We start from the raw sequence: 24,107 nt of genomic DNA, 5'->3' as shown, positions 1-24,107 counted from the left end.
GGGGTGGAGGTGGGGGTGGGGGTGTCAGGCCGCGAGGACGTCGGTCGACGTCAGTGCCTTGAGCAGGGTCTCGGCGGCGGCGTCGGTCTCCTCGGCTGTGATGACCAGGGGCGGCGCGAGGATGACATTCGCTCCGCTGCGCCGGACGAGCACGCCGCCCCGCTGCATGGTCCGCCTGACCCTCACCGCCTGCGGGGCGAGTCGAGTTCGACGGCGACGAGGAGTCCACGCCCGCGGACCTGGCGCGCGAAGGGGACGTCGACGCCCGCGGTCAGCGTGTCCAGGAGTTGGACGCCGCGCTCGCGCGCGTGTCGAGCACACCGCCCTCCAGGACGTCGAGGACGGCCAGGGCCGCGGCGCAGGCGGTCGCGTGGCCGGAGTGGGTGTGGCCGTGGGCGAATCCACCGGTCTCACGGTCGCGTCCGAAGACGTCGAACACGCGCGGGGTGGTGGTCACCGCACTCAGGGATGCGTATCCGGAGGTCAGACCCTTGCTGGTCACGAGGAGGTCCGGCCGGACCCCGGCGTGCTCGTAGGCGAACATGCGTCCCGTGCGCCCGAAGCCAGTCAGGACCTCGTCCAGGACGAGGAGCACGTCGTGCTCGTCGCACAGCGCGCGTAGGGCCGCCAGGTCGTCGTCGGACACGATGTGGCCGCCCAGCCCCTGCACGGGTTCCAGGACGAGCGCGGCGGTGGCGGTCGCGTGCTCCGCCAGGTAGGCGCGGACACCCTCGACACCGGGCCGCCCGTCGGGTCGGCCCGGTCCCGCGGGACCGGGGACGCGGACGAACCCGGCCGCCTCGGAGCCGGTGGTGCATGCCGCTGCCGCCGCCGTCGTGCCGTGGTAGCCGTTGTCCACGGAAACGATACGTGTCCGCTCCGGTGCGCCGAGGAGCGCGTGGTAGGCGCGTGCGACGCGGACGGCCGTCTCGATCGCCTCCGAGCCACTGTTGCAGAAGAACGTGCGGGTCAGGTCGGGACCGGTCAGTTCCGCGATGCGGCGGGCCAACTCGATGGCGGGGAGGTTGCTGCCCTCGACGGTGTCGTAGGTCATCAGGCGGGTCAGCTGCTCGTTCATGGCCTCGATGACGGGGCGGCAGCCGTAGCCGAGTGTGGCGTTCAGGCCCGACGCCTTGGCGTCGAGGAAGCGGCGGCCTTCGGCGTCTCGGACGTGGCATCCGTGGCCGGACACGATGATCAGTGTCTCGGAGCTGATGCGGTGGGGAGCCCAGGGATGCCACAGATGGGCACGGTCGGTCTCGAGCAGCCACTCTCGGGTCTCGGCCGAGGCGGGCGGTACGGGGGGTGTCATTCCTGTTCTCCTTCCGCGGGCGCGGGGACGTCACGCCTGCGCTGGTCGACCCACGTGAAGCGCAGTTCCGAGGTGAACGGGGCGCCCTCCGCGTCGTTGAGCCACAGGTCGTCGTGGGCGGGCAGCATTTCCACGATCGTGATGGTCTTGTCGGGGAGCCGGTCGTCGGCGATGGTGCGCCGGATCATCTTGGCGAGGGCGTTGACGTACACCGGGCTGTCGAAGTCCACGTAGACGGGCTTCTCGGCCGCCGTGGACCCGGCGAAGACGAACCGGGGCAGGCGGTGCTCCCGCCTCCAGCCACGTGCGCGCACGAACCGGTCCGCCTCACGGGTTTCGGCGGCGAAGCCGAGGTCGGTCGCGGCCCACCGCCAGCTCTCCCGTGCGACGACCAGGTCGTCGATGCTGACGCGGGGCATGTGCGGCCGGTCGGCGAAGAGTTGGAAGCGGTCGATGACCATGCCCATGAGCATCTCGGCGAAGACGTCGATGAGTTCGTGGGTGCTGCCGTCCGGAAGACGGACGACGACGGTCCCGGCCTCCTCCGCGACGGCGACGTCCCGACTCAGGTACAGACCGGGGCGGTCCGCGGGAACCGTGTGGTGGCTGAATTCGACCATCGCGTCGATGTCCCGGACGAGGCCGGGGTGCGTCCGGACCGACAGCCGGGGCGGACTCTCCTTCGGCAGGACCGTCAGCAGCCGCGGCTCGGGGAAGTCGTGGTCCACCTCGGCGAGCAACGACTCCTTGTCGGGGTGCTGGGTGACGAAGCAGTGACTGCGCACGGTGTTGATGGCCATGTGGACCTCTCCCAGGACCAGACGCCGGTCTCCGGAGCCGCCGCCGGTGCCGGAGGCCGCCGCCATCACGTCCGGGCAGAAGTAGCGTGCTCCCTCCCACCCCGGAGGCGTGTCGGGGAACGCCTCGCGAACCAGGGGCAGCAGCTCGTCGTAGGAGAAGCCGACCTCACGGCCGTCCTCGGGGAGCGGGACGATCCTCGACCACCTGTCGGTGAACTCGGCCTCGACCTCGGCGAGGGACCGCTCGATGGCACGCGTCAGTGGGCGCAGGGACTCGAACCACAGCACGGACAGGTCGACGGGACCTCCGTGCTTGTCCGTCGCTCGCCGATGGACCTCGCGCAGGGTCGTGCGTACGTGTTCGCCGACGCGGAAGCAGAACCACCGAGCCGCGTGGGCCAGCAGCTCCACGGGGCGGCACGCCTGGACCAGGTCGCGTCCGACCTCGATGTCCAGGTCGCGGCTGGTGTCGTGGTAAACGAGCGTGCGTCCGCCGTAGGTGCGCCCCTCGTTGCGTGTGGAAGCGCTCTCGGTGATCTCGGTGAAGAGGGAGTCGAGCGAGTCCAGGGCCTTGGCCAGCCCCGCGGCGTCGGGCGCCTCCCACACGCACCGGCGGGCCCTCTCCAAGGAGTCGAGCCACCCCAGCGCGATCCGGCGGGGACCGTCGTCGAGGACGCCGTCCAGGAACGCGCGCAGGTCGTGTTCGGGGTTCGGAGTGATGGGCAGTTCGATGGCTCGCACGACCCACCGGCGGCGGACGAGTTCGGCGAGCGCCACCTCGGTCTCCTCCAACGGCAGCCCGGTACGCTCGGCGATGGCGTGGACGCGGTGGACCCCGTCGCACAGGCGCAGCACGTCCAGCTGGGCCGGCGCGGGCCGCACCCGGGAGCCGATGGGCGGGACGACCTCGTCGCCCTCCAGACGGATGAAGGAGACCCTACGAGGCTTGAGCCAGGCGGACATCCCCGGCAGGAGCTCCATCGCGCGCGCCACCGCGTCGACGGCCCACGCCTCGAAGTAGACGTCGCCGTCACGGACCAGGCGCGCCCCAGGGCGCGGCCGGGTGGTGTCCCGCTCCGCGAGGCGGCCCCAGGCGGAGGGCCCGAAGAAGCCGATGGTGTCGTTCTTGACGCAGTAGCGCTGCCAGTAGTTGGCGATGAGCTCCTCGCGCTGCCGGTGCTTGGAGTTGCGTCGCCCGGTCGTGGCGTCCCACTGGAGGAAGGGACGTACGGCCCCGTCGACCAGCCGGTGGTTCTGCCAGGTGAGTGCGCGGAGGAAGTCGTCGCGCGCGGCGATGCGCTGGAGTTCGACCGAGATCGTCCGTGCGCTCTCCTCGAACCGGACGCGAAAGTCCTCCCAGGCCGCAGGATCCCCTCCGGGCCCGGTGGCGGCGAGCGCGTCGGCGGCGGCCGCCAGCTCAGGGGCGGCCAGGCGCAGGACTCCGTCAGCGGCGAACCCGGCCCCCCTCACGAGGACGTGGTCCCAGACGCGCCAGTCCTCCCTGTCGTCATCGCGCATGCGGATCCCTCCCGTCCTGGTCGCCCGTGGTGGCCTCGGCGACCGCGCTCGCGCAACTGGTCGCCGTGGGGTTGACGTAGACGATGAGCGGGTCCACCTCCTGCCCGAGGGATTCGGAGATGGTGTAGGACACCTCCACCGCCAGCAGCGAATCGCCTCCGACGGAGAAGAAGTCGTCGTCGGCCGTCAGGTCGGGTTTGCGCAGGACCTCACGGAAGGCGCTCAGGATCTCGGTCTCCAGCTGTTCGGTCGTCATGTCGTGGTCCTCAAGGTCGGCGGCGCGGGGTGCGGCGGTCAGGCGGTGCTCTCGGACGAGCGCAGCTTGTCCAGGTGGGCGAGACCGTCCAGGACGGTGTCGGTGTCGATACCGAAGTCGATCAGGCAGGCGATCTCGTCCACACCGGCCTCGCGGCAGCGCGCGACGGCATCGGCCGTGTGCTCGGGCCCGCCGATCAGGCCGTCGCGTGACAGGTAGCGGTCCGCGGCGGGCCGCACGGCCTCGCGGGCCCGGCCCACGACCTGGTCGTCGGGGGACCGTCGGACCTGGGTCAGCGTGCTCACCAGGTACCGTTCGAGCGGTGCGCGCGCGACCTCGACGGCCCGGTCGTGGTCGGGCCCGACGAAGGTGTGGAGCATGAGGGTGACGTGGCCGTGGCCAGGCCATCCCGCCGACGCGTACGCGCGGCGGTACTCGACGATGTTCGCGGCCAGCCCGTCCATGTCCTGCTTGACGAGGTGGGTGAGAACGCCCGTACCCGAACGTCCCGCCGCACGGAAGGTCTCGGTGCCGCCCGCCGAGCTGAGCCACAGGCGCAGCGGACCGACCGGGCGGGGGAAGACGCCGACACCCGGGGCGTCCTCCTCGCCCGGGTCGCCGCCGTCCCACAGGTCGCGCAGTGTACGGACCATCGCGACGGTGTCCTCCCGGCGTGTGTCGAAGCCTCCGGACGCAGCACGAAGTCGCGCCGGTTCCAGCCAGAGGCCAGGGAGAGCCCCACACGCCCCCGGGAGAGGTTGTCGACGACCGACCACTCCTCGGCGATCCTGAGCGGGTGGTGCAGGGGCGCCACGACGCTTCCGGCGCGGATGCCGACGCGTTCGGTCACGGTGGCCACCGCCGCCCCGACGACGGCCGGGTTCGGGTACAGGCCCCCGACGGGGTGGAAGTGGCGTTCGGGGACCCAGACGGCGCGGAACCCGGAACGGTCCGCGTACCGGGCCCCGTCGAGCAGCAGACGGTAGCGATCGCGTTCCTGGCCGCCGGCGTCTTCGGCGAAGTAGAAGAGGCTGAAGTCCATCTCCGGGCCTTCCTGTTCTCAGTGGTCGGTGTGCGGTGCCGGGAAGTACCCCACGTCGACGCCGTGCCGGACGAAGGCGGCGATCCACGCGGCGGTGGGGCGGGGGTGGCTCAGCCCCAGTCGCGCCAGCCAGGCGTCGGTCCACTCGTGCCTGAGCGTGACCGGGGTGCTCGCGCCGCGGTCGATCATGGGCAACAGGCGGCCCACCTCCTCGTCGAGGCCGGTCCGTTCGCCGATGGCCATGACCCGGTCGGCGAAGTCCTCCGGGGCCACGAGACGGATGCCGTAGCCCAGGTCGTTCACGCGGCGGACGAGCTCACCGTGGGAGAGACGGTGCGGGGACTGAAGGTGGAAGGTGCGTCCGCGCGCGGCCTGCTGTCCTGACAGGGCCAGGATCGCCCGCGCCATCGTGTCGGCCGGGATGAGGCGGAAGCCGCGGTCGGGCCAGTCGGTCGCGATCCCGAGCCGGAGGACGGCGCGCAGGTAGCGGCTGAAGAAGTGCTCGTTGATGTTGCGTTGGAAGCGGCCGGAGACCGAGTGCGGGGCGACGGTGCCCACGCGCATCACGCAGGCGCCCCCGGTGTCGGTGTTGAAACGGGCCACCGCCCGTTCGGCGGCCATCTTGCTCTCCGAGTAGGCCTCGGAGGGGGTCTGCCCGACGTCGAGCGCGTGCTCGTCGAGCGTGCGCGCGACACCGTCGGCGCTGTGTCCCGCCACACCGATGGTCGAGACGTGGCACAGGTCGGGAACGCTCATGCGCGAGCACAGCTCCAGCACACGCTCGGTGCCCGCGGTGTTGGCGGCGAACACCTCCTCCCGGGCGGCGACGTGGCGGACGTCGGCCGCGGCGTGGACCACGCGGTCGCAGGAGTCGGGCAGACCACCCCAGGCGCGGTCCAGGCCCAGACGCGGCCGGGTCAGGTCGGCGGGGACCGCGCGGACGCGACGTTCGAAGTCCGACGCTCCGATCGCCGAGTCGGGGAAGTGCCATCGGTAGAGGTCGGCCAGGCGCTTGTGGGCGGCGGTCGCGTCGCTCGCCCGTACCAGGCACACCACTTCCAGGTCGGAATGGTCGTCCAGTGCCTGGGCGAGCAGGTGAACGCCGAGCATGCCGGTCGCGCCGGTCAGGAGGAGGCGGTTGGCGGTGGTCCACGTGCTCGTGTCCGGGACGACGAGCTCTTCCACGTCGCCCGGGTGCGCGGCCACGGCACTCGCGCGGCCCCCGCCGGGTCGCGGCGCCACGGGCGAGTGCGCCTCGCGCCCGGGGTGGAGTCACCGGTGACGAGCTGGTCGAGACGCTGAGCGATCCGTTCCACGGTGCGTTGTTCGAACACGGTTTGGGGGGCGAGCCGCAGACCGCGCCTGCGGAGGTTGACGGTCATGCGGATGGCCAGCAGGGACGTGCCTCCGACGGTGAAGAAGTCGTCCGTCGCCGTGACACTCCCGGTGCCCAGCACCTCTTCCCAGGCCTGGGCGACGACGCGCTCGGTGGGGGTGGACGGCGCACGGCCCTTGGTGTCGGGCGGGGGTGCGGCGGGGAGCCGGGAGCGGTCGACCTTGCCGTTGGGGGTCAGCGGCAGCGCGTCCACGATCCGCAGGGAGGAGGGCAGCATGTACGCGGGCAGCAGTCGGGCCAGCCCCTGGACCAGCCGTTCGGCCAGGACGCGTCGGGCCGTACGCGACCAGGGTTGGTTGGCCGTCGGCCCGTCCCAGGGGTGAGCGCGGGGCGGGCGTGCCGGGAGGGCGGTTCCGTCGCGGATGATCAGCGCGTCGAAGGTCGCGCCACCCCCGCTCCAGTCGAGCACGGCGCGGTGGCCGTGGGCGACGGCGAGGTCGCGGAGGTCCTGGGGGGCGAGGGGTTCGCCCTCGACGGGAGCACCGCCCGTCAGGGCGCGGTGGCGCGTCACGTCATGGTGGACGAGGCCGTGCGGAATCCCTTCCAGGTGGAGTGCGTCCACCGGTCCGTCCTCCAGGACCCGGGCGAGCCGGTTCCGGCTCCAACCGCGGTCCGCCCACGGTTCGGGGGCGGGTGGCGGGTCGCCACCGGGGTTGACCGGGCCGGGGGTCCTGAGCACCACGTCGTAGCGGTACTTGTTCATCTCGTTCGAGTGGTGTCCTCGCCGGGGCTCCACCCCGACGGACACGAGGCCGCGCCTGGCGGCGTAGTCGTGGAAGAACCAGGGGTGGAGGACCAGCTCCCCCTCCTCCTGCGCGGCCAGACGGGCGGTGGCGAGCCGGTCGCCGTCGTCGCTGTCGGGGTGGCGCGCGTCGGCGACCGACAGGTGGAAGGCCTCCAACAGGGGCAGGGAGCGCACGTCTCCGACGAAGAGCACTCCGCCTGGGCGCAGGCGGTGCAGCGCGGCGTCCAGAACGGTCGTCAGGTGGTCGGAGTCAGTCAGGTACTGGGAAACCGAGTTGACGATCACCAGGTCGACGCCGTCGTGGCCGGCGGGCGGCCGACCGGCCTCGGCGACGTGCAGTTCCACGTGGTCCAGGTCGCGTTCGGCGACGCGTTCTCGCAGGTCGGCGATGGCGGAGTGGGAGAAGTCGGTGCCCACGTAGCGTTCGCTGCCGGGGGCCAGCTCCAGCAAGATCAGGCCCGTCCCGCAGCCGATCTCCAGGACACGTCGCGGGGGCCCGCCTGCGGTCGCCTCCCTCAGCGCGGACACGGTTCCGTCCACCCACTCGTCCATCGCGCGGGTGGGCATCGGCCTCCCGTCGTAGCTGGAGTTCCAACCGGTGAAGTCGCGCCCTCCGCCGGAGCCCGCCGCGTGGGTGCGGTCGAAGAGCGCCCGCCACTCCTCCACCGCTCCGGAGCGGTTCGGCGCACCTCGGGCCTCCTCCAGCGACTGGGGGCTCACGACCGCGCAGGCGACCAGGCGCTGGGAGCCGCCGTCGTCGCCGACCGCGGCGACGGCCGCCTGGCGGACGCCGCGCAGCCCCGTGAGCGCGGCTTCCACCTCGCCGAGTTCGACGCGGAACCCGCGCACCTTCACCTGGGTGTCGTCACGTCCCCTGAACTCCAGGACGCCGTCGTCGCGGCGCACCACCCCCAGGTCACCGGTGCGGTAGTAGCGGCGTCCGTGGCGCGTGACGAACCGGGCCGCGTTCTCGTCAGGTCGGTTGAGGTAGCCGCGCGCCACCCCGGCACCGCCGATCCGGATCTCGCCGACGACTCCCGCGGGTAGTTCGTTGCCCCGGGCGTCGGTGACCAGAACCTCGACTCCGGGAAGTGGCGTACCCACCGGGTGGTCGTGTACGGCCACCCGGGGGTCGACCGGGTACATGGTGGCGAACACCGCCGCCTCGGTGGGGCCGTAGGCGACCGCGACGCGCGCCTCGGGAAAGGTCTGGACGAGTCTGCCGAGCAGGGGCGCGGGAACGGTGTCCCCACCGGTCAGGACGGTGCGCAGGCGGCTGATCGCCGTCACGCCCTCCTCCGACAGCGCGGTGAGCAGGTGCTCCATCAGCCCCGGCACGGCCTGGACGGTGGTCGCACGGCCCAGGATCTCGACGAGGGCGGGCGGTGAGAACAGCTCGGAGCGGGTGACGATCCGGGCGGATCCGCCCGCGAGCATGACCCCGAACAGCTCGAAGTAGAACACGTCGAAGGTGCTGGCGGCCATGACGAGACTCACGTCGTCGTCGCCGAACCCGAGGAGGCGTCGGCACGCCAGGAGCGTGTTGGCGATGCCGCGGTGCTCCATCACCACGCCCTTGGGCCGTCCGGTGGTGCCCGAGGTGTAGATGACGTAGGCGGTGTCGGTTCCGCAGACGGCGATCGGCGGTACCGGGTCCGGGTCCCGAGGGGGCGGTGCCGTGACATCGATGACGGTCAGGTCGCCGTCGGTGCCGTCGGGCGTGTCGGTGAGGATGGCCGACGCGCCGGAGTCGGCCAGGATGAACGAGCGGCGGGCTTCGGGGTCGTCGGGGTTGAGCGGCACGAACGCGGCTCCTGCCATGGCCGCCCCGAGTGTGGCCACGGCCAGGTCGTTGGTGCGGCCGACACGGACGCCGACCGTCTGGCCGCGCCCGACCCCGGCCGCGCCGAGCCGCCGCGCGACGTGCTGGGCACGGTCGTGGAGCTCGGCGAAGGTCATCCGCGCGCGGGCGTCGGCGACGGCGACCGCGTCGGGGCGCCTGCGGGCCGTCTCGGCGAAGAGGCCGTGCCAGCCGCCGTCGTGCTCGGGGGCGGCCAGGGCACGTTCGGCGGGGCGGTCCCCGGTCGGGTCGAAGATCGGGAGTTCGTCGACGGGCCGCGTGGGATCCGCGCACGCCAGGTCGATCAGCCGTGCGTACTCGGCGCCCAGCCGGGCGGCGACGGCGTCGTCGAACAGGTCCCGGGAGTACTTGATCCGCAGACGGGCCCCTGCGTCGTCGCGCCACAGGGTCCACTCCAGGTCGAACCGGGACACGTCGGCGTCGAACCCCACCGGCTCGGACCGTGTTCCGGGCAGGCGCGGTACTCCGGTGCGGGCGTCTGAAGGGCGAACATGACCTGGAAGAGGGGGTTGTGGCTCAGGGCGCGCTCGGGCTGGAGATCGTCGACGACGGCCTCGAAGGGCACGCGCTGGTGTCGGAGCGCGTCGAGGGTGCTGGCACGGAAGCGCTGGAGGACGTCGGTGAACGACGGGCGCCCGGACAGGTCGGTGCGCAGGACGACGCTGTTGACGAAGAGCCCGACCACGTCGGCCAGGTCCGCGTCGTCGCGGTTGGCCACCGGGGAGCCGAACACGATGTCGTCCTGGCCGGAGTAGCGGTTCAGCAGGCAGGCGAAGGCCGCTCCCAGGAGCATGTACGTGGAGCAGCCGTGCCGCCGGCCCAGCCCCTCCAACCGCTCCACAGTGTCCAGGGGCAGGCGCTGTTCGCACGTGCCTGCGCCGAAGGTGGGGATCGGTGGTCGGGTACGGGCCATCGGCAGATCGATCGCCGCCAACCCGTCCAGGGAACGGTGCCGGGCCTGGCGGGCCGCCCGCCCCTCGGACCCGCCCACCCACCGCCGCTCACGCGCCGCGAACGCGGCGAAGTCGCTCCGGGGCGGCGAGGGTGGTTCCGCGTCGCCGCGCCGGGCCGCGTACAGGTCGCCGAGGTCGCGGTTCAGAACACCCAGGGACCATCCGTCGGCCGCGATGTGGTGGACCGATGTCGCCAGGAGGTGCTCGTGTGCGGGGCCGTCCCCGCCCGAGACGATGAGGAACCGCACCAGGGGCGGATCCGCGAGGTCGAAGGGCCGGTGGAGGAAGTCGTGCACGAGCGCCGCCTCGTCCCGCTGGTGCGTCACCACGGTGACGGGGGAGCGCCGGGTGGCCTCGGGCAGGCGGCGACGAGGCGCCCCGTCGCCGTCGGCCCCGTAGGCCACCCGCAGTTCCGGGTGGCGTGCCACAAGGTCGGCGCAGGCGGCGACGAGGGCGGGGAGGTCGATGTCGCCGACGAGGCGCACGACGTCGTTGACGTTGTAGGCCGGGCTGGCGGGATCCATCGCGTGCAGGAACCACATGCGTTCCTGGCTCGAGGACAGCACTTCGAGGTCGGTGGCCCGCTCGTCCAGAGCGTGCCGACGCTCAGCGAGGTGCGTCCGGGACCGCAGAATCTCCTCAGCCCGTTCCCGGCGTCGCGTGTCCGGTTCTGTCCTCGCACGTGGATCGAGCGGCATACGCGCTCCTCGTCGTCTCGGCGGACCCGTGTCGGGCGGTGCCGCGTTCTCCGCGCCGCACCGCCCGGGACGAGACTGCCGCGCGAGGGACATCAGGGAAAGCGCGTATCGACAAATCCGTGTTTCTCATAATCTCTGCCGGTGTTTATCGAGGAGTGGTGATCAAGAGTTTGTTAGATCTCATGAAGGGTAGGGTGGTCAGATTTTTATTAATAGTCACAAAGACAGGGAGATGGCCTGGGGCTAAGGTGTTGGCGACCTGACCGCCATGGCTGTGGAGGGGCGTGAAATGACCGATGGGGGGCCCGTGTGGCGTGATCGGGCGTTTCTCGTCCTGTGGTTGGGGCAGGCGATGAGTGAGATGGGGACCGCGATCACGACGATCGTCCTCCCCCTCATCGCGATCACCGCCCTCGGAGCGAGCACGGCCGAGGTGGGCGTCCTCAAGGCCATGACGTCGGTCGCGGTTCTGGTCGCCGCTGTCCCGGCGGGCCTGTATATCGACCGGGTGAGCAAGCGCGGGCTGATGGTCGCGTGCAACCTCCTGCGCGCACTGGTGCTGCTGTCGGTTCCGGCCATGGCGCTCGTCGGTTGGTTGACGATGGCGTGGATGTACGCCACGGCGTTCCTCGTCGGGGTGGCGATCGTCGTCTTCGGGATCGCCTACCACTCGTACGTTCCCATCGTGGTCCAGCGTTCGCGTCTGCCCGACGCCAACGCCAGGATCGAGGTCACCGAGTCGATCGCACGTGTCGGCGGACCGAGCGCGGGGTCGTTGCTCAACGGGCGTGTCGGCGGTCCGGTCACGTTGGTCGTCGACGCGCTGCTGTCCCTGGCGAGCGCGGTGGCGTTCATGTTCGTCCCCAAGGACGTACCCGGCGAACGGCCGCGGGCCGGGGACGCGGGTTCCCGACACCCGTGGCGGCGCTGGGGCGCCTCGGTCAGGGAGGGATTCGCGCTGTTGGGCGCCAATCCTCCGCTGGCCCGCACCGCGGCCACGACCGTCGGCTCCATGTTCTGCCTGAGCATGGTCAACGCGGTCTTCCTCTACTACCTCGTCGTGGACCTGGGGCTGTCCTCGGTGGCCGTCGCCGTCGTCTTCCTGGTCGGTGAGAGCGGCGGTCTGCTCGCCGCGATGGGCGCCTCCTTCGTCATGCGTCTGGTGGGAAGCGCGCGGATCATGTGGCTCATCGCCTTCCTGAGCCCAGCGGGCCTCCTGCTCGTGGTGGCGCCCGCCCTGCCCGTCACCATGGCCGTCGGCTACCTGCTGCTCACGTCGATCCGTTTCGTCCTGTTCGACATCTCGCAGTACTCCTACCGGCAGACCGCCTGTCCGATGGAGCGGCTCGGTTCCATCACGGCGAGCATCCGCTTCTGCATCGGCGTCGCCTCGGCCGCGGGAGCGCTGATCGGCGGCTGGCTCGGCGTCCACCTGGGCTCGGTGGGCACCGTCCTCGTCGCGACCGTGCTCATGTGTCTGGCCGCGTTTCCCGTTCTGTTCTCCGACATTCGCCGGACACGCGACATCGAGGACCTGCCGACCGTCACCTCGCCCCAACGGATTTCCGGAACCACACCGCCGTCCTGAGCGCAACGAGGAAAGGAGCAGGGCGTGGACCAGTCTTCACACGACCTGTACACCGTGGTGGTCAACCATGAGGAGCAGTACTCCCTGTGGCCCACCGGGTCAGCGTGTCCGGACGGATGGCGACCCATCGGGGTGAGCGGCGACCGCGAGCGGTGCCTGGCGTGGATCGCCGCAGCCTGGACGGACCAGCGCCCGCGGTCACTGCGTGCTCGGCTGGGCGCGGAGGACGCGACGTGACCGTCTCCGCTCTGGACGAGGCCGTCCTCGCGGTGTTGAGCCGCCTCTGTGACCTGGGCGTGGAGCTGTCGGAGCGCGATGGGCGCCTGCGCGCCGACCCGCCCCCGGGCGTGGACCCGGCGCTCCTGCCGGAGAGGTCGCCCCAGGTCGACGCCGAACTGCTCGACCTGCTGCGCGCCGCGGGGGCCGGGCTCCCCGAGGGCACCCGGGTGTTGCCCCTGTCGTGGACGCAGCAGCGCATGTACTTCGCCTCCCACCAGCACGGAGCGGAGTCGAACTCGACGGTTCCGCACGCGCTGCGCCTGCGCGGCCCCCTGGACGTGGCGGCCCTGACCGAGGCACTGCGCCGCCTGGTCGCACATCACGCGATGCTACGCGCCTCGATCCTGACGATCGGCGCCCAGGTCGTCCAGAGCGTCGCGCCCGAGGCCGCCCCCGAGCTCCCCCTCACGGACCTGACGGACATCCCGCCCCCGGACCGTGAAGCGCAGGCGCTGCGAAGGGCCCGACACGCGATGGCCGTCCCCTTCGACCTCGCGCGCGCCCCGCTGATTCGACCGTCCCTCCTGCGTCTGGCCCCCGACGACCACATCCTGCTGATGCCGATCCACCACCTGGTGGTCGACGGCCTGTCGCTTCCCGTCATCAACCGGACGCTGTTGGCCGCCTACGAGGAGGCCGTGGAGGGACGGCCGCCCTCGCAGGATCCACCGCGCTCCGACTATCGGGCCCACATCGCCGACCAGTTCGGCGAACGCGCCACCGCTCGGGTCGAGCGCCACCACGCCTACTGGGAGAAGCGGATGGCGGGCAAGCCGCCCCTGCTGTCCCTGCCCACCGACCGCCCCCGGCCCAGCGTGCCCAGCTTCCGCGGCCGCCCGGTCGAGCACCGACTGACCGCGGACCTGACCGCCGCGCTGGCGCGATTCGCGCGTACCCAGCACATCACCCCCTTCATGCTCTACAGCGCGGCCCTGCACGTGCTCCTCGCCCGCTACTCCGGCCAGGACGACATCACCGTCGGTTACCCGTTCTCCGGGCGCGTGCGGCCCGAGCAGGCGGATGTGGTCGGACTCCACATCACCACCCTCCTCCAGCGCGTCCAGCTCGGCGACGACCCCTCCGTCGTCGAACTGCTGGCGCGCGTGCGCAAGGAGATCCTGACCGGGACCGGGCACCACCAGATGCGTTTCGACCGGCTCGTCAACGCGCTGGGGCTGTCGCGTTCCACCGCGTACCACCCCGTGTTCCAGGTCCTCATCGGCTACAACGGTCCAGAGCGGCCGCTGCCCGAGACCGCTGGACTGCGGCCGGAGCTGTACATCGTCGACACGGGGGCCGCCCGTTTCGACCTTGAGTTGTACCTCCGTCCCGACGGCGACGAGATGGCGGTGATGCTCTGGGCGCAGGAGGACCTGTTCGAGACCGAGACCGCGCGGCGCATGCTGAACCACCTCGAGCAGGTTCTGCGGGGAATGCTCACCGACCCCGACGGCCGCGTGTCGCGCGTCGCCCTGCTGTCAGAGGAGGAGGCCACCCAGGCGCGGACGGCGGGCACCGGTGCCCGCCGCGAGCCGGTCGAGGGAACCGTTCCCGAACAGATCGCCAGGACGGCTCACCGACACCCCGACCGTGTCGCCGTGCGCGGCCAGGGGGTGGAGGTCACCTACGCCGAGCTGGACCGCCGCGCCTCCGCCGCGGCTGGGCGCCTCCGCGCGCTGGGTGTGGGAACCGAGGACGTCGTGGGCGTCTACGCGGAGCGCTCGACCGACCTGGTCGTCGCCATCGTGGGGATCCTGCGCTCGGGCGGGGCCTGGCTCCCGCTGGATCCGTCCCTGCCGCGCGCCCGCCTGGACGACATGGTCGAGGACGCCCGTCCCCGGGCCGTGGTGACCGACGCCTCCGCCGCCCTCAGGCGGGACGGCCCCGTGCCCCTGGCACTGGCTGACCTGACCGCCGAGGGTCCCGCGGTCGAGGAGGCCCCGGACCCGCCGGAGGACGACGCGCTGGCCTACGTCATCTTCACCTCCGGCTCCACGGGGCGCCCCAAGGGCGTGATGAACACCCATGCCGGGCTGTCCAACCGTCTGGCCTGGATGCAGCGCGCCTACCCGATCGACGGCGCCGACACCGTGCTGCACAAGACACCGCTGAGCTTCGACGTCTCGGTCTGGGAGCTCCTGTGGCCGCTCACCGTGGGCGCGACCCTCGCCGTGGCCGGACCCGGAGCGCACCGGGACGCCGAGCGCCTGGGACACATCATTCGGTCGGAGGGCGTCACCGTCGTCCACTTCGTCCCCTCCATGCTGCGGGCGTTCCTCGCCAGCGGCCAGGCCGAGGCGTGCACGGGACTGCGCCACGTGGTGTGCAGCGGCGAGGCGCTCACCCCCGAACTGCGCGACTCCTTCGGACACCGCTCCGACGCCGAACTGCACAACCTGTACGGTCCGACCGAGGCCGCCATCGACGTGACCGCCCACGACCTGGGACCGGGGGGCCGTGCCGACCAACGCGACCTCGTTCCCATCGGGCGTCCCATCAGCGGACTCTCGGTGCACGTCCTGGACCCGCACGGCCAACTCCTGCCCCCGGGGGTGACGGGCGAGATCCACATCGGCGGGGTCGGGCTGGCGCGGGGATACATCGGCCGTCCCGAACTGACCGCTGAGCGGTTCGTCCCCTCCCGCCTGGGCGATCCAGGCGAGCGCCTCTACCGGACGGGGGATCTGGGCCGACGGCTGGCGGACGGGACGATCGAGTTCCTCGGCCGCGACGACGACCAGGTCAAGCTGCGGGGCTTCCGGATCGAACTGGGCGAGGTCGAGGCGGCGATCGGGGATGTGCCCGGTGTCGGCCAAGCCGTCGCCGCCCTGCACCGGGGCCCGTCCGGAGCATCCTCACTCGCGGCGTACCTGACGTGCGTCGACGACGCCGAGGAGACGTTGTCCCGGGTCCGTGCCGCACTGGCCGCGCGCCTGCCCGAGCACATGGTTCCGACACTGTGGACGGTGCTGGCCGAGTTTCCGCTGCTGACCTCGGGCAAGGTCGACCGGTCGGCGCTACCCGACCCCCAACGGCCCCACCACACGCCCGCGGACGGGAGGGAGCGGCCGTGGACGGTCCGGGAGGAGCTTCTGGCCCATCTGTGGGAGCGGGTCCTGGCCACGCCGCCCGGTGGACTCGACGACGACTTCTTCCTTCTGGGCGGCGACTCGATCCTGAGCATCGAACTCGTCGCCGTCGCCCGCCAGGCGGGGCTCGGGCTCACCGTCGAAGACGTCTTCCAGAACCCCACGCTGGCGTCGATGGCGCAGGTGGACCACGGTGTCGACCCCGCACAGGAGGGTGACGCCGCACCGTTCGCCCTGTTCCCCGACGACCTCCGCGACCGCGTGCCCACGGGTGTGGAGGACGCCTTCCCACTCTCACGGCTGCTGGCCGGTCTCTACTACGAGTCGATCGCCAACCCCGACCACCGCGTCTACACCACCACCCTCCGCCTGGAGGGCGCCTTCGACGAGGACCGATGCGCACCGCCCTGGACGCGCTGCTCGATCGCCACCCGTTCCTGCGCAGCTCGATCGACACCACGACCTTCGGCGAGCCCGTCCAGCTCGTGCACACCCGGGTTCCCACCCCGTTGGCGGTCGTGGACGTGCGCACGCTCCCGGACGAGGAGCGGCGCGCCGCGTTCGACTCCTGGTTCGCCGGTGAACGACACCGGGTCTTCGCCTGGGACCGACCCCCGCTCCTGGCGCTCACAGCCCACCTGATGACCGACGCCGAGTTCCAGCTCACGCTGACGGAGCCGTTCCTGGACGGCTGGAGCGTGGCGCTGGCCCTCAACGAACTCCTCGACACCTACCGCGACCTGGCCTCGGGGCCGCTCGTCCCGCGCGAGGCCGTCCGAGCCCAGGCCGGGTTCCTGCGCCGCGAGGCCGCCGCCCTCGCCGACGACACCTCCCGGGACTTCTGGCTCGGGGTGCTGTCCGACCCTCCCCCGGGACGGCTGCCGGGGGAGGCCGCACCCGGTTACGGGGTACGCGACGTGGAGGTCACGGCGCGTACCTCGGACGGGCTCATGGCCCTCGCCGGCCAGATGGCGGTGCCGCTCAAGTCGGTCCTGTTGGCAGCGCACGTACAGGTCTTGTCCCTGTTGACCGGGCGCCGTGACGTCATCACCGGCCTGATGGCCAACAGCCGGCCGGAGAGCACGCAGGGCGCCGCCGCCGTCGGAATGTTCCTCAACACGACACCCATCCGCGTGACGGTCGGCCCCGGATCCCGCGCTGACGCCGTCCGCGCGGTGCACGAAGCCGAGTCCGCGGTCCTGGCGCACCGTGCCTATCCCTACGCGCAGATGCTGCGGGACGCGCGGCTGGACACCCCGTTCGACACGACGTTCAATTACACGCACTTTCGCCCCTACGAGGACCGTACGGCGGACGGTGGGCCGCGACTGCTGTCACTGAGGGCGACCGACCAGACGTACCACCGGTTGACCGCCCAGTTCCGGCGCGACGTGCTCAGCGGTGGCGTCGGGCTGTTCCTGGAGTTCTCCGACTCCGGGTTGGACGGGGCCCAGATGGACCTCATCGCGGGCTACTACGCCGAGGCCCTGCACCAGATGGCCCGGGAACCCCACGCGTCGCTCGCGCCGCTGGAACGGCTGGCACCCGTCCCGCAACCCGTTCCGCGAGAGCCCGACGGCGGGTTCGCCACCGACCTGTACGACCGCTTCGCACACCAGGCCGCACTCACCCCCGAGGCGACGGCGCTGCACGTCGGTGCGACGACCGTGCGTTACCGGGAGCTGTCGGAGGCCGCCGAACGGCTGTCCGCCCGACTGGCGGGGAACGGTGTCACGGCCGGTTCGGTGGTACCCGTGTGCGCGAAGCGCTCGGCGGACTACGTCACCGCGGTTCTCGCGGTGCTGCGACTCGGGGCCGCCTACGCGCCCCTCGACCCCGCCCAGCCCCCGGAACGGTTGCGCCGTCTCCTGGCGGCCTCCGGCGGCACCGTCGCCGTCCGAGCACGCACGGAACCGCTGCCGGTTCCGGACGGCGTCGTGGAGGTCGACGTTCGCGGGAGCGAGGGCGCTGGGAGCGCGCCCGCGGCCTCCCCTGACGCGGGCAGAACCGCCGCCGTGGTCTTCACGTCGGGCAGCACCGGCCAGCCCAAGGGCGTGGCCCTCTCACACTCCGCCATCATGAACCGCCTCGACTGGTCGCTGCGCGAGGAGCCCGCCGGGGCCGACGACGTCTTCGTCCTGCGGACCCCCATCGGGTTCGTGGACTCGATCGCCGAGCTCTTCGACGGCCTGCTGCGCGGCGTTCCCACGGCGATCCTGCCCGATGACGTGCGCGACCCCGCGGACGTGGTCGAGGTCCTCGCGTCGGCGGGCGTCACCAAGGCCACGATGGTGCCGACGCTGGCGGCCGAGATCCTGCGCTCGGACGCGACCTGGGCGTGGCGCTGCGGTGTTTGCGCGTCCTGCACCTGAGCGGCGAGCCCCTGCGGGCGCGCCTGGCCCAGGACCTGGCCACGAGGCTCCCGCACCTGAGGGTGCGCAACATCTACGGGGCGACGGAGGTGTGCGCGGACGCCACGGCCCACCAGGTCACAGGGCGCGAAACGGGCAACGTCCCCATCGGGACCCCGTTACCCGGCGTCACCGCGCGCGTCCTGCACGAGGACGGTGGTTCCGTCCCCGACGGGACCACCGGTGAACTCGTGATCGGCGGCGCGGGACTCGCCTTGGGGTACGTGGGGGACCCAGCCCGGACCGCGGCGCGGTTCGTCCCCGCCGCGGACGGGGTGGGAAGGCGCGAGTACCGGACCGGTGATCTGGCCGTCCGGCGCACGGACGGCGCGTTGGAGGTGCTGGGCAGGGCCGACCGGCAGATCAAGGTCCGGGGTGTACGCGTCGAACCCGCCGAGGTGGAAACCGCCCTGGTGGACCACGCCGCCATCGCCGAGGCGCTCGTCGTCCAGCGCGACCGCGCCGGGCACGCGCCGAGCTGGTCGCCTACGTCCATACGTCGGCTCCGGAACCGAGCCCGGCCGAGCTACGGCGCTTCCTGCGCGAACGGCTCCTCCCCGCCGCGGTCCCCGACGCGTGGTGGCCGTCGCGGACTGGCCTCGCCTGGCGTCCGGCAAGATCGACGTCGCCAGCCTGCCCGAACCAGGCCCTGACCTGCGGCATCCACGGACACGGCGTCCCGAGGGGCTGTTGGAGAACGAACTGGCCGACATGTGGGAGCAGCGACTCGGCGAGCGCCCTCAGGACGTGGCCGACGACTTCTTCGAACTGGGCGGGAACTCGCTGCACGCCATCGTGCTGGCGGGCGCCGTGAGCCGGTGGATCGGCGTCACGGTCAGCGTCGCCGACGTGTTCGACCGACCCACGCTCGCCGAACAGGCGCTCCTGGTGGAGCACCTCCTGGTCCCGGAAACCGCTCGTGATGATGGCGAGGCATGATCATGGGTGACACAATGCGCATGTATGGCTACGATCCCCTCCATGCCTCGACGGGGAGACCCCCTCACGAGGACGAAACACGACCGTACCCGGTCTCGTCAGAGAGCCTCATCTCCTTGAATCACATGACCGCCTCCGCATTCAGCGTCACCGCCTCCCGGACCCGAGCCCCACACGGATCCTCGCCAACCGCGCGCACCCTCTCCTCCGTCTTCTCCGTCCTGCGTGTTCCCCCCGCGGCCGTCGACCACGACGCCATGGTCGTCCTGTTCAGCGGTCCGCACAGCAAGGTGTACTCCTTCGGGCACCTCGGTACGAGCCTTCTGGTTCCGCCCAGCCACCGGGATTCCGCGCTGTCCTTCCTGTACGGATGGGACACGGTCATCCTGCTCCCGATCACTGACGGCTCCCACCAGGAGGTGGCCCAGGACGTGATCGCGCGCGCCACCTCCTGGATCGATTCCACCGACGGCACCTGGAACGTCGCTCTGGGTACAACGACCGAACGTGGTCAGATCGAGATGACCGTCGACGACCTGGCCATGGTGATCGGTGCGGTCGAGCGCCTGGGGCAAGGGCCCGGGATCCACCGGGTGGAGGACATGCCGATGGAGATCGCGTTGATGCGCTCTCCGGATCTGGCCGCCTTGCTCGCGAGCCGCCTGATCCCGCTCATGGCCACCGGGGCGCCGCTCCTGGAGACCCTGGTCTCCTACATCGAGCACGGTCGGGAGCGCTCCAATGTCGCACGTCAGTTACACATCCACCCGAACACGCTGGACTACCGGCTCAGGAGGATCCACGAGTTAACGGGGCTTTCGCCCTGGGTCCCGAAGGACCTCCAGATGCTCGGAGCAGCTTCCCTCGCCGCGCGGCTGATGCCGGAGGAGCAGGGGGAGTCCCCGGAAACCTCCGTGAGGTCCCGCTCGGGGATCCCCCGCAGACGCGAGGCCTGACCGCAGGTGGCGGCCGGGAGCGGTAGCGAGGTCTTCCTGCTTTCCGGCGTCCCCTCTTCGATTCCCTTGTCGGCGATGTCGAGTTCGGCTGATGCCGCCTCGTGAGTGTCCTCGTCGATGCGCCCGTAGGCGACCAGCTGCTCCAGATGGAGAACCGGTCGCAGACCGACGTGAATCCGTTCGCAGACGCAGCGCGGCCAGTACCTTGGCTGAACTGGCCGTCGTATGGCCTGGTGGCAGCGGTGGTTCGGGACGCGCACCCGAGCGATTCGCGAACATGTTCGTTACGATCGGGATATGACTGCGAGAAGAGAGCCGATCAGCCGCCGGGAACGTGCGGCGAAGCCTGCCCTTTCACGGCGGTGGATCGTGGACACCGCCGTGCGGGTCATGCGCGCCGAGGGCCTGGAGAAGGTCACTATGCGCCGCTTGGCCAAGGAGCTGGACACCGGTCCGGCGTCACTGTACGTCTACGTGGCCAACACCGCCGAACTGCATGCGGCCGTGCTGGACGCCCTGCTGGGCGAGGTCGACCTGACCGGCGGGAGCGCCGGGGAAAGCTGGCGCGAGCGGCTCCGCGCCGTACTGGCTTCCTACACCGCCGTGCTGTTCGACCACCCACAGCTTGCCCGGTCGGCTCTCGTGGCGCGCCCCAGCGGCGAGAATTACCTGCGGCTGGTGGAGCGCGTCCTGGACCTGCTGTCCCGCAGCGGAGTCTCCCGCGAGCAGGTCGCTTGGGGCGTGGACAAGCTACTCCAGGACGCCACCTCCACGGCCGCCGAGCAGTCAACGCAAGAACACGACCCCATGGCCGAGGACGACTGGAACGCCACCAGCCGGGCCCTGCGGTCCGTGGATGAGACCGCCCACCCAGCCATCAAGGCGCACATGCCCGCTCTGGTCAGCGGCTCACCCGGCGACCGCATGAGCTGGAGTTTCGACGTTCTGGTCAACGGCATCACGCACACGCCCGTCCCCGGTGCGAAGGATTGAAATCGAAGGATTGAAGCCGTCTCGTCGGCCGCCCGGCCCGCCCGTTGCCGGGGGCAGCTCCGCAGTGGTGCACACGCCGTGCGCCTGGTGGACCGAGACCGTCGCGAACTTGTTCGGAACGAACGTGTTCGTTATACTGGAGTCGTCCGGCGGGCCAGGTCACCTCACGACCGAGCCCTCCGCCGCCCTGCGGGAGCGCCTGGAGAGTGCGTTGGGCGGGCGCGGGGCGTTCGCCCGGTTCAAGGAGGTGACACACGGCGCGGGCTGGGACGGCCTGGCCGCGTGGACCCTCCGCAGTGAGGAGCGCGCCCTGGGACGCGCCCGGCAACGGCTCGCCGACCACGTGTACCGCTACGACGAAAGGAGTGCCCTGCGATGGGCGCCTACCAGCACTACGACTTCCTCGCCCTGGACCGGCCGCTGGACGAGGGGCAGCGCGCCGAACTGCGGGCCCTGTCCAGCCGCGCGCGCATCACCGCGACCTCGTTCACCAACGAGTACCACTGGGGCGACTTCCGCGGCGATCCGGTCAGGCTCATGCGCACCCACTTCGACGTGTTCGCCCATTTCACCGAGTGGGGCACCCGGCAGGTCATGATTGCGGCGCCGAGTGCGGTCCTGCGTCCTCATGACATCGAGCCCTACCTGCTCACCGACATAGCCCATTACACCACCGGCGGCGGCCGGACCGTCATCTCCCTGACCTTCGATGACGAGGAGGGAGTCGAGTTCGTCGAGTTCCCGGTGGGCTTGGCGGGGATCGCCCCGGCTCGGGCCGAACTGCTCGGGGGCGACCGACGGCTGCTGTATCTCGCGTGGCTGCTGTCGGTGCAGGCCGACGACGACCTCGATGATGAGGAGGTGGAACCCCCGCTCCCGGCAGCTGGGGGACCTGAGCGCTCCCCTGCACGCGGTCGCGGACTTCCTGCGCATCGACGCGGACCTGCTCGCGGTGGCCGCCCAGGCATCTCCGCCCCTGCCGACCGGGGCCGACCGGGGGAAGGAGATGTCTCGGTGGATCGAGGAACGGCCCGCCAAGGAGAAGAACCGTCTGCTGGAACTGGTGGCAGACGGGGAGGCCGTCCGGGCACGGGCGCGCATGCTCCAGGCCTTCCAGGAGAGCGGCCGCGGTGCTCCGGCGGTTGCCGAGGGTTCTCGGACCGTGCGGGAGCTGTGGGCCGCCGCCGGGGAGTACCGAGCCCGCAGGGAACGAGAGGAGGCGGTGAGGGAGGCCGACCGGGAGAGGCTGCGCAGGGAGGAGGAGTCCGCCGCCCGCGCCGCCCGCCTTGACGTCCTGGCCGGACGGCGCGATCAGGCGTGGCAGGAGGTCGAGGACCGCATCGCGACCACGCGCCCCGACGAGTACGACCGGGCCGTGGCCCTGCTCGCTGACCTGTGCGCCCTGGCCGAACGCGAGGGGGAGCAGGTCGCCTTTGACCGGCCGCTGCGGGAACTGCGCGAGCGGCACCGCCGCAAGAGCGGGCTCCAGCGCCGCATGGACAAGGCGGGGCTTGGCCGATGACACATCCCGGTACCCCTTTCCCGCCGCCGCCGCCGCCGACGCGGGCAGCCGGTAGCTTGCCATTATGAGTGATCACCGTGATGACTTTCCCGAAGGATTCGAAGCCTTGCCGGGGGCCGCAGCCGCCTCCGGGATCGGGGACGGCTCCCCGTTCGGGTTCGGACTGTTCGAGGAGTCCCCGCGACCGTCCCGGCGCCGTCCCCGCCGGGAGGAGACGATGACCTACCGGGTGCGGGTGGAGATCACCGGCACCAAGCCGCCGGTGTGGCGCAGGCTGGAGCTGGACTCGGACCTGTTCCTCAACGAGGTGCACGCGATCCTCCAGGCCGCGTTCGGGTGGGAGAACTACCACCTGCACGGGTTCGCCAGCGGCGGTTCCTACTACAGCCGCGATGCCGAGCTCTACCTGTGCCCGTTCGAGGCGCAGGGGGGCAGACCCGGCGTCCCCGAGGAGCAGGTGCGTCTGGACGAGGTCCTGGCAGAGGTCGGGGATCGGCTGTTCTACCTGTACGACTTCGGCGACGACTGGGAGCACCTGCTCACCCTCCAAGCCGTCGTCCCCCGCAAGGAGGACGGGCCGAGGGCGGTGTGCGCCGCCGGGAGCAGGTCGGCCCCACCCGAGGACTGCGGAGGCCCGTCCGGGTACGAACTGTTCAGCGCCGCCACCGACACCGGGCACCGGCACCATGCCGAGGCGCTCGCCGAGTACCGGGAGGTCTTCGGGATGGACCCCGACCCGGCGCGGGCTCCGGTCCCGTTCGATATGGACGCGGTCAACCGGACCTTGGCGGCGGTGGTCGGGCCGGTTCCGGACGACCTGCCCGGTCCGGTCGGTGAACTGCTGGCCTCCGTACGTGACCCGCGGGTGCGGGGACGCCTGCTGGCCCTGGCCGCCGCGGCGGCCACCCCGGAGGAGGAGCCGAGCGCGGCCATTGTGCGTGCGGCGGTCGGCCCGTACACCTGGCTGCTGGACCACATTGGCGACGACGGGGTGAAGCTGACCGGGGCTGGGTATCTGCCCCCGGCGAGCGTGCGGGAGGCCGCCGAGGCCCTGAACCTGACGGGGAGGTGGCTCGGCATGGCCAACCGGGAGGTCCAGACCCTGCCGGTGCTGAATCTGCGCGAATCCGCCCAGAAGACGGGGCTGCTGCGAAAGCACAAGGGGCGGCTGCTGCTCACCAAGGTGGGCAAGGAGGCACGCGAGGATCCCCGGGCGCTGTGGGACCACCTGGCTGCGCGGATGCCGCCCACGCCCAAGGCCGAGGTCGAACGGCTGGGATGCCTGGTGGCGGTGCTGGCGGTGGCCGCCGGGAGCCGGGACGTGCCCAGTGAGGTCGCCGCGGTCCTGACCGGTCTGGGGTGGCGGGTCGACGGCGGACTGTCGGTGAACTCCTCGGCCGCCTGGGATGCCATGTACGAGGTGTGGGCGGTTCTGGACACCATGGGCGGGTGGTCCAAGGGATCGTTCAGTCGGGGTACCGCGCCAACCGCCCGGGGTAGGTCGTTCGCCCGCGCGGCCCTGCGGAGTCCGACCTGACCGCTGACCCGCGCCCGTCGGCGTCGCAGGACTACGGTATACGGCGACCGTGTCGACTCTGGAGGGCGTCAGCGCGGGTTCCGTGGTGTTGACCGGGGCACCCCAGAGAGGCGGTTCCCCGGTTGTGTCGCGTTGCCCCGCGTTCCGCTGGGGAGTGTGCACCCTCAGGGTGCACGCCCTCGGCCCTTGCGGTGCACCCCCACGGGTGCACC

General features: G+C 71.4%; 17 protein-coding genes and 2 pseudogenes. 10 read left to right on the top strand and 9 right to left on the bottom strand.

The annotated features are described in order from the left end of the window. Nucleotides 1–24: 24 nt before the first annotated feature. From BJF83_RS30050 to BJF83_RS30040, 9 genes and pseudogenes are all read right to left on the bottom strand, one after another. Entirely contained in the window at nucleotides 25–168 is a 144-nt protein-coding gene (locus tag BJF83_RS30050) for a hypothetical protein (protein WP_262391845.1), read from the bottom strand. A 103-nt stretch (nucleotides 169–271) separates the two neighbouring features. After that, on the bottom strand, nucleotides 272–1,312 hold the full coding sequence (locus BJF83_RS24235; protein WP_262391844.1) for an aspartate aminotransferase family protein: 1,041 nt from the start codon (nucleotides 1,310–1,312) through the stop codon (nucleotides 272–274). After that, nucleotides 1,309–3,630, bottom strand: a complete 2,322-nt coding sequence (locus tag BJF83_RS24230; RefSeq protein ID WP_075928137.1) for a lantibiotic dehydratase — start codon at nucleotides 3,628–3,630, stop codon at nucleotides 1,309–1,311. The genes BJF83_RS24235 and BJF83_RS24230 overlap by 4 nt, the downstream gene beginning before the upstream one ends. Further along, the gene (locus BJF83_RS24225; RefSeq protein ID WP_075928136.1) at nucleotides 3,620–3,886 is read right to left on the bottom strand and encodes a phosphopantetheine-binding protein; all 267 of its coding nucleotides are present in this window, start codon (nucleotides 3,884–3,886) and stop codon (nucleotides 3,620–3,622) included. The genes BJF83_RS24230 and BJF83_RS24225 overlap by 11 nt, the downstream gene beginning before the upstream one ends. Nucleotides 3,887–3,924: 38 nt before the next feature. Next, the gene (locus BJF83_RS30045; protein ID WP_262391843.1) at nucleotides 3,925–4,539 is read right to left on the bottom strand and encodes an LLM class flavin-dependent oxidoreductase; all 615 of its coding nucleotides are present in this window, start codon (nucleotides 4,537–4,539) and stop codon (nucleotides 3,925–3,927) included. A 107-nt stretch (nucleotides 4,540–4,646) separates the two neighbouring features. Then, nucleotides 4,647–4,928: pseudogene (locus BJF83_RS31360) on the bottom strand (LLM class flavin-dependent oxidoreductase); the annotation flags it as partial. An 18-nt stretch (nucleotides 4,929–4,946) separates the two neighbouring features. Beyond that, a complete protein-coding gene (locus BJF83_RS24215; RefSeq protein ID WP_158070449.1) occupies nucleotides 4,947–6,113 on the bottom strand; it encodes an SDR family oxidoreductase in 1,167 nt (388 codons plus the stop codon). Continuing rightward, nucleotides 6,053–9,127: an amino acid adenylation domain-containing protein gene (locus BJF83_RS24210; RefSeq protein WP_262391860.1), complete on the bottom strand. Its 3,075-nt coding sequence runs from the start codon at nucleotides 9,125–9,127 to the stop codon at nucleotides 6,053–6,055. Before BJF83_RS24210 ends, BJF83_RS24215 begins: the two co-directional genes overlap by 61 nt. A gap of 86 nt (nucleotides 9,128–9,213) precedes the next feature. Continuing rightward, nucleotides 9,214–10,581, bottom strand: a complete 1,368-nt coding sequence (locus tag BJF83_RS30040) for a condensation domain-containing protein (protein WP_075928133.1) — start codon at nucleotides 10,579–10,581, stop codon at nucleotides 9,214–9,216. A gap of 268 nt (nucleotides 10,582–10,849) precedes the next feature. Here BJF83_RS30040 and BJF83_RS24200 point away from each other — a divergent pair, with 268 nt between their 5' ends. The 10 genes and pseudogenes from BJF83_RS24200 to BJF83_RS24155 all read left to right on the top strand — a co-directional run bounded on the left by BJF83_RS24200 (nucleotide 10,850) and on the right by BJF83_RS24155 (nucleotide 23,895). Next, nucleotides 10,850–12,169 (top strand): MFS transporter, encoded by a 1,320-nt coding sequence (locus BJF83_RS24200; protein WP_075928132.1) that lies wholly within the window; start codon nucleotides 10,850–10,852, stop codon nucleotides 12,167–12,169. Nucleotides 12,170–12,193: 24 nt separating this feature from the next. Continuing rightward, entirely contained in the window at nucleotides 12,194–12,406 is a 213-nt protein-coding gene (locus tag BJF83_RS24195; protein WP_075928131.1) for an MbtH family NRPS accessory protein, read from the top strand. Next, a pseudogene (locus tag BJF83_RS30035) lies at nucleotides 12,322–15,708 on the top strand (amino acid adenylation domain-containing protein); the annotation flags it as partial. The gene BJF83_RS24195 and the pseudogene BJF83_RS30035, both read left to right, overlap by 85 nt. Before the next feature lie 224 nt (nucleotides 15,709–15,932). Further along, on the top strand, nucleotides 15,933–17,909 hold the full coding sequence (locus BJF83_RS24185; protein ID WP_075928129.1) for an AMP-binding protein: 1,977 nt from the start codon (nucleotides 15,933–15,935) through the stop codon (nucleotides 17,907–17,909). Beyond that, nucleotides 17,891–18,601, top strand: a complete 711-nt coding sequence (locus BJF83_RS24180) for an AMP-binding protein (protein WP_262391841.1) — start codon at nucleotides 17,891–17,893, stop codon at nucleotides 18,599–18,601. The genes BJF83_RS24185 and BJF83_RS24180 overlap by 19 nt, the downstream gene beginning before the upstream one ends. Continuing rightward, nucleotides 18,525–18,887, top strand: a complete 363-nt coding sequence (locus BJF83_RS24175; protein WP_143832070.1) for a phosphopantetheine-binding protein — start codon at nucleotides 18,525–18,527, stop codon at nucleotides 18,885–18,887. Before BJF83_RS24180 ends, BJF83_RS24175 begins: the two co-directional genes overlap by 77 nt. 125 nt (nucleotides 18,888–19,012) lie before the next feature. Continuing rightward, the gene (locus tag BJF83_RS24170; RefSeq protein WP_075928126.1) at nucleotides 19,013–19,843 is read left to right on the top strand and encodes a CdaR family transcriptional regulator; all 831 of its coding nucleotides are present in this window, start codon (nucleotides 19,013–19,015) and stop codon (nucleotides 19,841–19,843) included. Between the two features lie 369 nt (nucleotides 19,844–20,212). Then, nucleotides 20,213–20,836 carry a TetR/AcrR family transcriptional regulator gene (locus BJF83_RS24165; protein WP_262391840.1) on the top strand — a complete coding sequence of 208 codons (624 nt, stop codon included), beginning with the start codon at nucleotides 20,213–20,215 and terminating at the stop codon, nucleotides 20,834–20,836. An 850-nt stretch (nucleotides 20,837–21,686) separates the two neighbouring features. After that, nucleotides 21,687–22,358, top strand: a complete 672-nt coding sequence (locus BJF83_RS30030) for a hypothetical protein (RefSeq protein WP_262391839.1) — start codon at nucleotides 21,687–21,689, stop codon at nucleotides 22,356–22,358. 106 nt (nucleotides 22,359–22,464) lie between these two features. Beyond that, nucleotides 22,465–23,895, top strand: coding sequence for a plasmid pRiA4b ORF-3 family protein (locus BJF83_RS24155; RefSeq protein WP_262391838.1), 1,431 nt, complete (start codon nucleotides 22,465–22,467; stop codon nucleotides 23,893–23,895). Nucleotides 23,896–24,107: the final 212 nt, after the last annotated feature.

This window comes from Nocardiopsis sp. CNR-923 (genome assembly GCF_001942255.1).
Classification (GTDB): domain Bacteria; phylum Actinomycetota; class Actinomycetes; order Streptosporangiales; family Streptosporangiaceae; genus Nocardiopsis.
The sequence above is the reverse complement of the archived record's forward strand: the minus strand, read 5'-3'. Positions and strand labels throughout refer to the sequence as shown.

Coding starts and splice junctions, on each gene's coding strand:
- BJF83_RS30030 (WP_262391839.1), top strand. CDS start 21,687: ATGATGAGGAGGTGGAACCCCCGCTCCCGGCAGCTGGGGGACCTGAGC.
- BJF83_RS30040 (WP_075928133.1), bottom strand. CDS start 10,581: ATGCCGCTCGATCCACGTGCGAGGACAGAACCGGACACGCGACGCCGG.
- BJF83_RS24185 (WP_075928129.1), top strand. CDS start 15,933: ATGCGCACCGCCCTGGACGCGCTGCTCGATCGCCACCCGTTCCTGCGC.
- BJF83_RS24235 (WP_262391844.1), bottom strand. CDS start 1,312: ATGACACCCCCCGTACCGCCCGCCTCGGCCGAGACCCGAGAGTGGCTG.
- BJF83_RS24225 (WP_075928136.1), bottom strand. CDS start 3,886: ATGACGACCGAACAGCTGGAGACCGAGATCCTGAGCGCCTTCCGTGAG.
- BJF83_RS30050 (WP_262391845.1), bottom strand. CDS start 168: ATGCAGCGGGGCGGCGTGCTCGTCCGGCGCAGCGGAGCGAATGTCATC.
- BJF83_RS24200 (WP_075928132.1), top strand. CDS start 10,850: ATGGCTGTGGAGGGGCGTGAAATGACCGATGGGGGGCCCGTGTGGCGT.
- BJF83_RS30045 (WP_262391843.1), bottom strand. CDS start 4,539: ATGGTCCGTACACTGCGCGACCTGTGGGACGGCGGCGACCCGGGCGAG.
- BJF83_RS24230 (WP_075928137.1), bottom strand. CDS start 3,630: ATGCGCGATGACGACAGGGAGGACTGGCGCGTCTGGGACCACGTCCTC.
- BJF83_RS24170 (WP_075928126.1), top strand. CDS start 19,013: ATGACCGCCTCCGCATTCAGCGTCACCGCCTCCCGGACCCGAGCCCCA.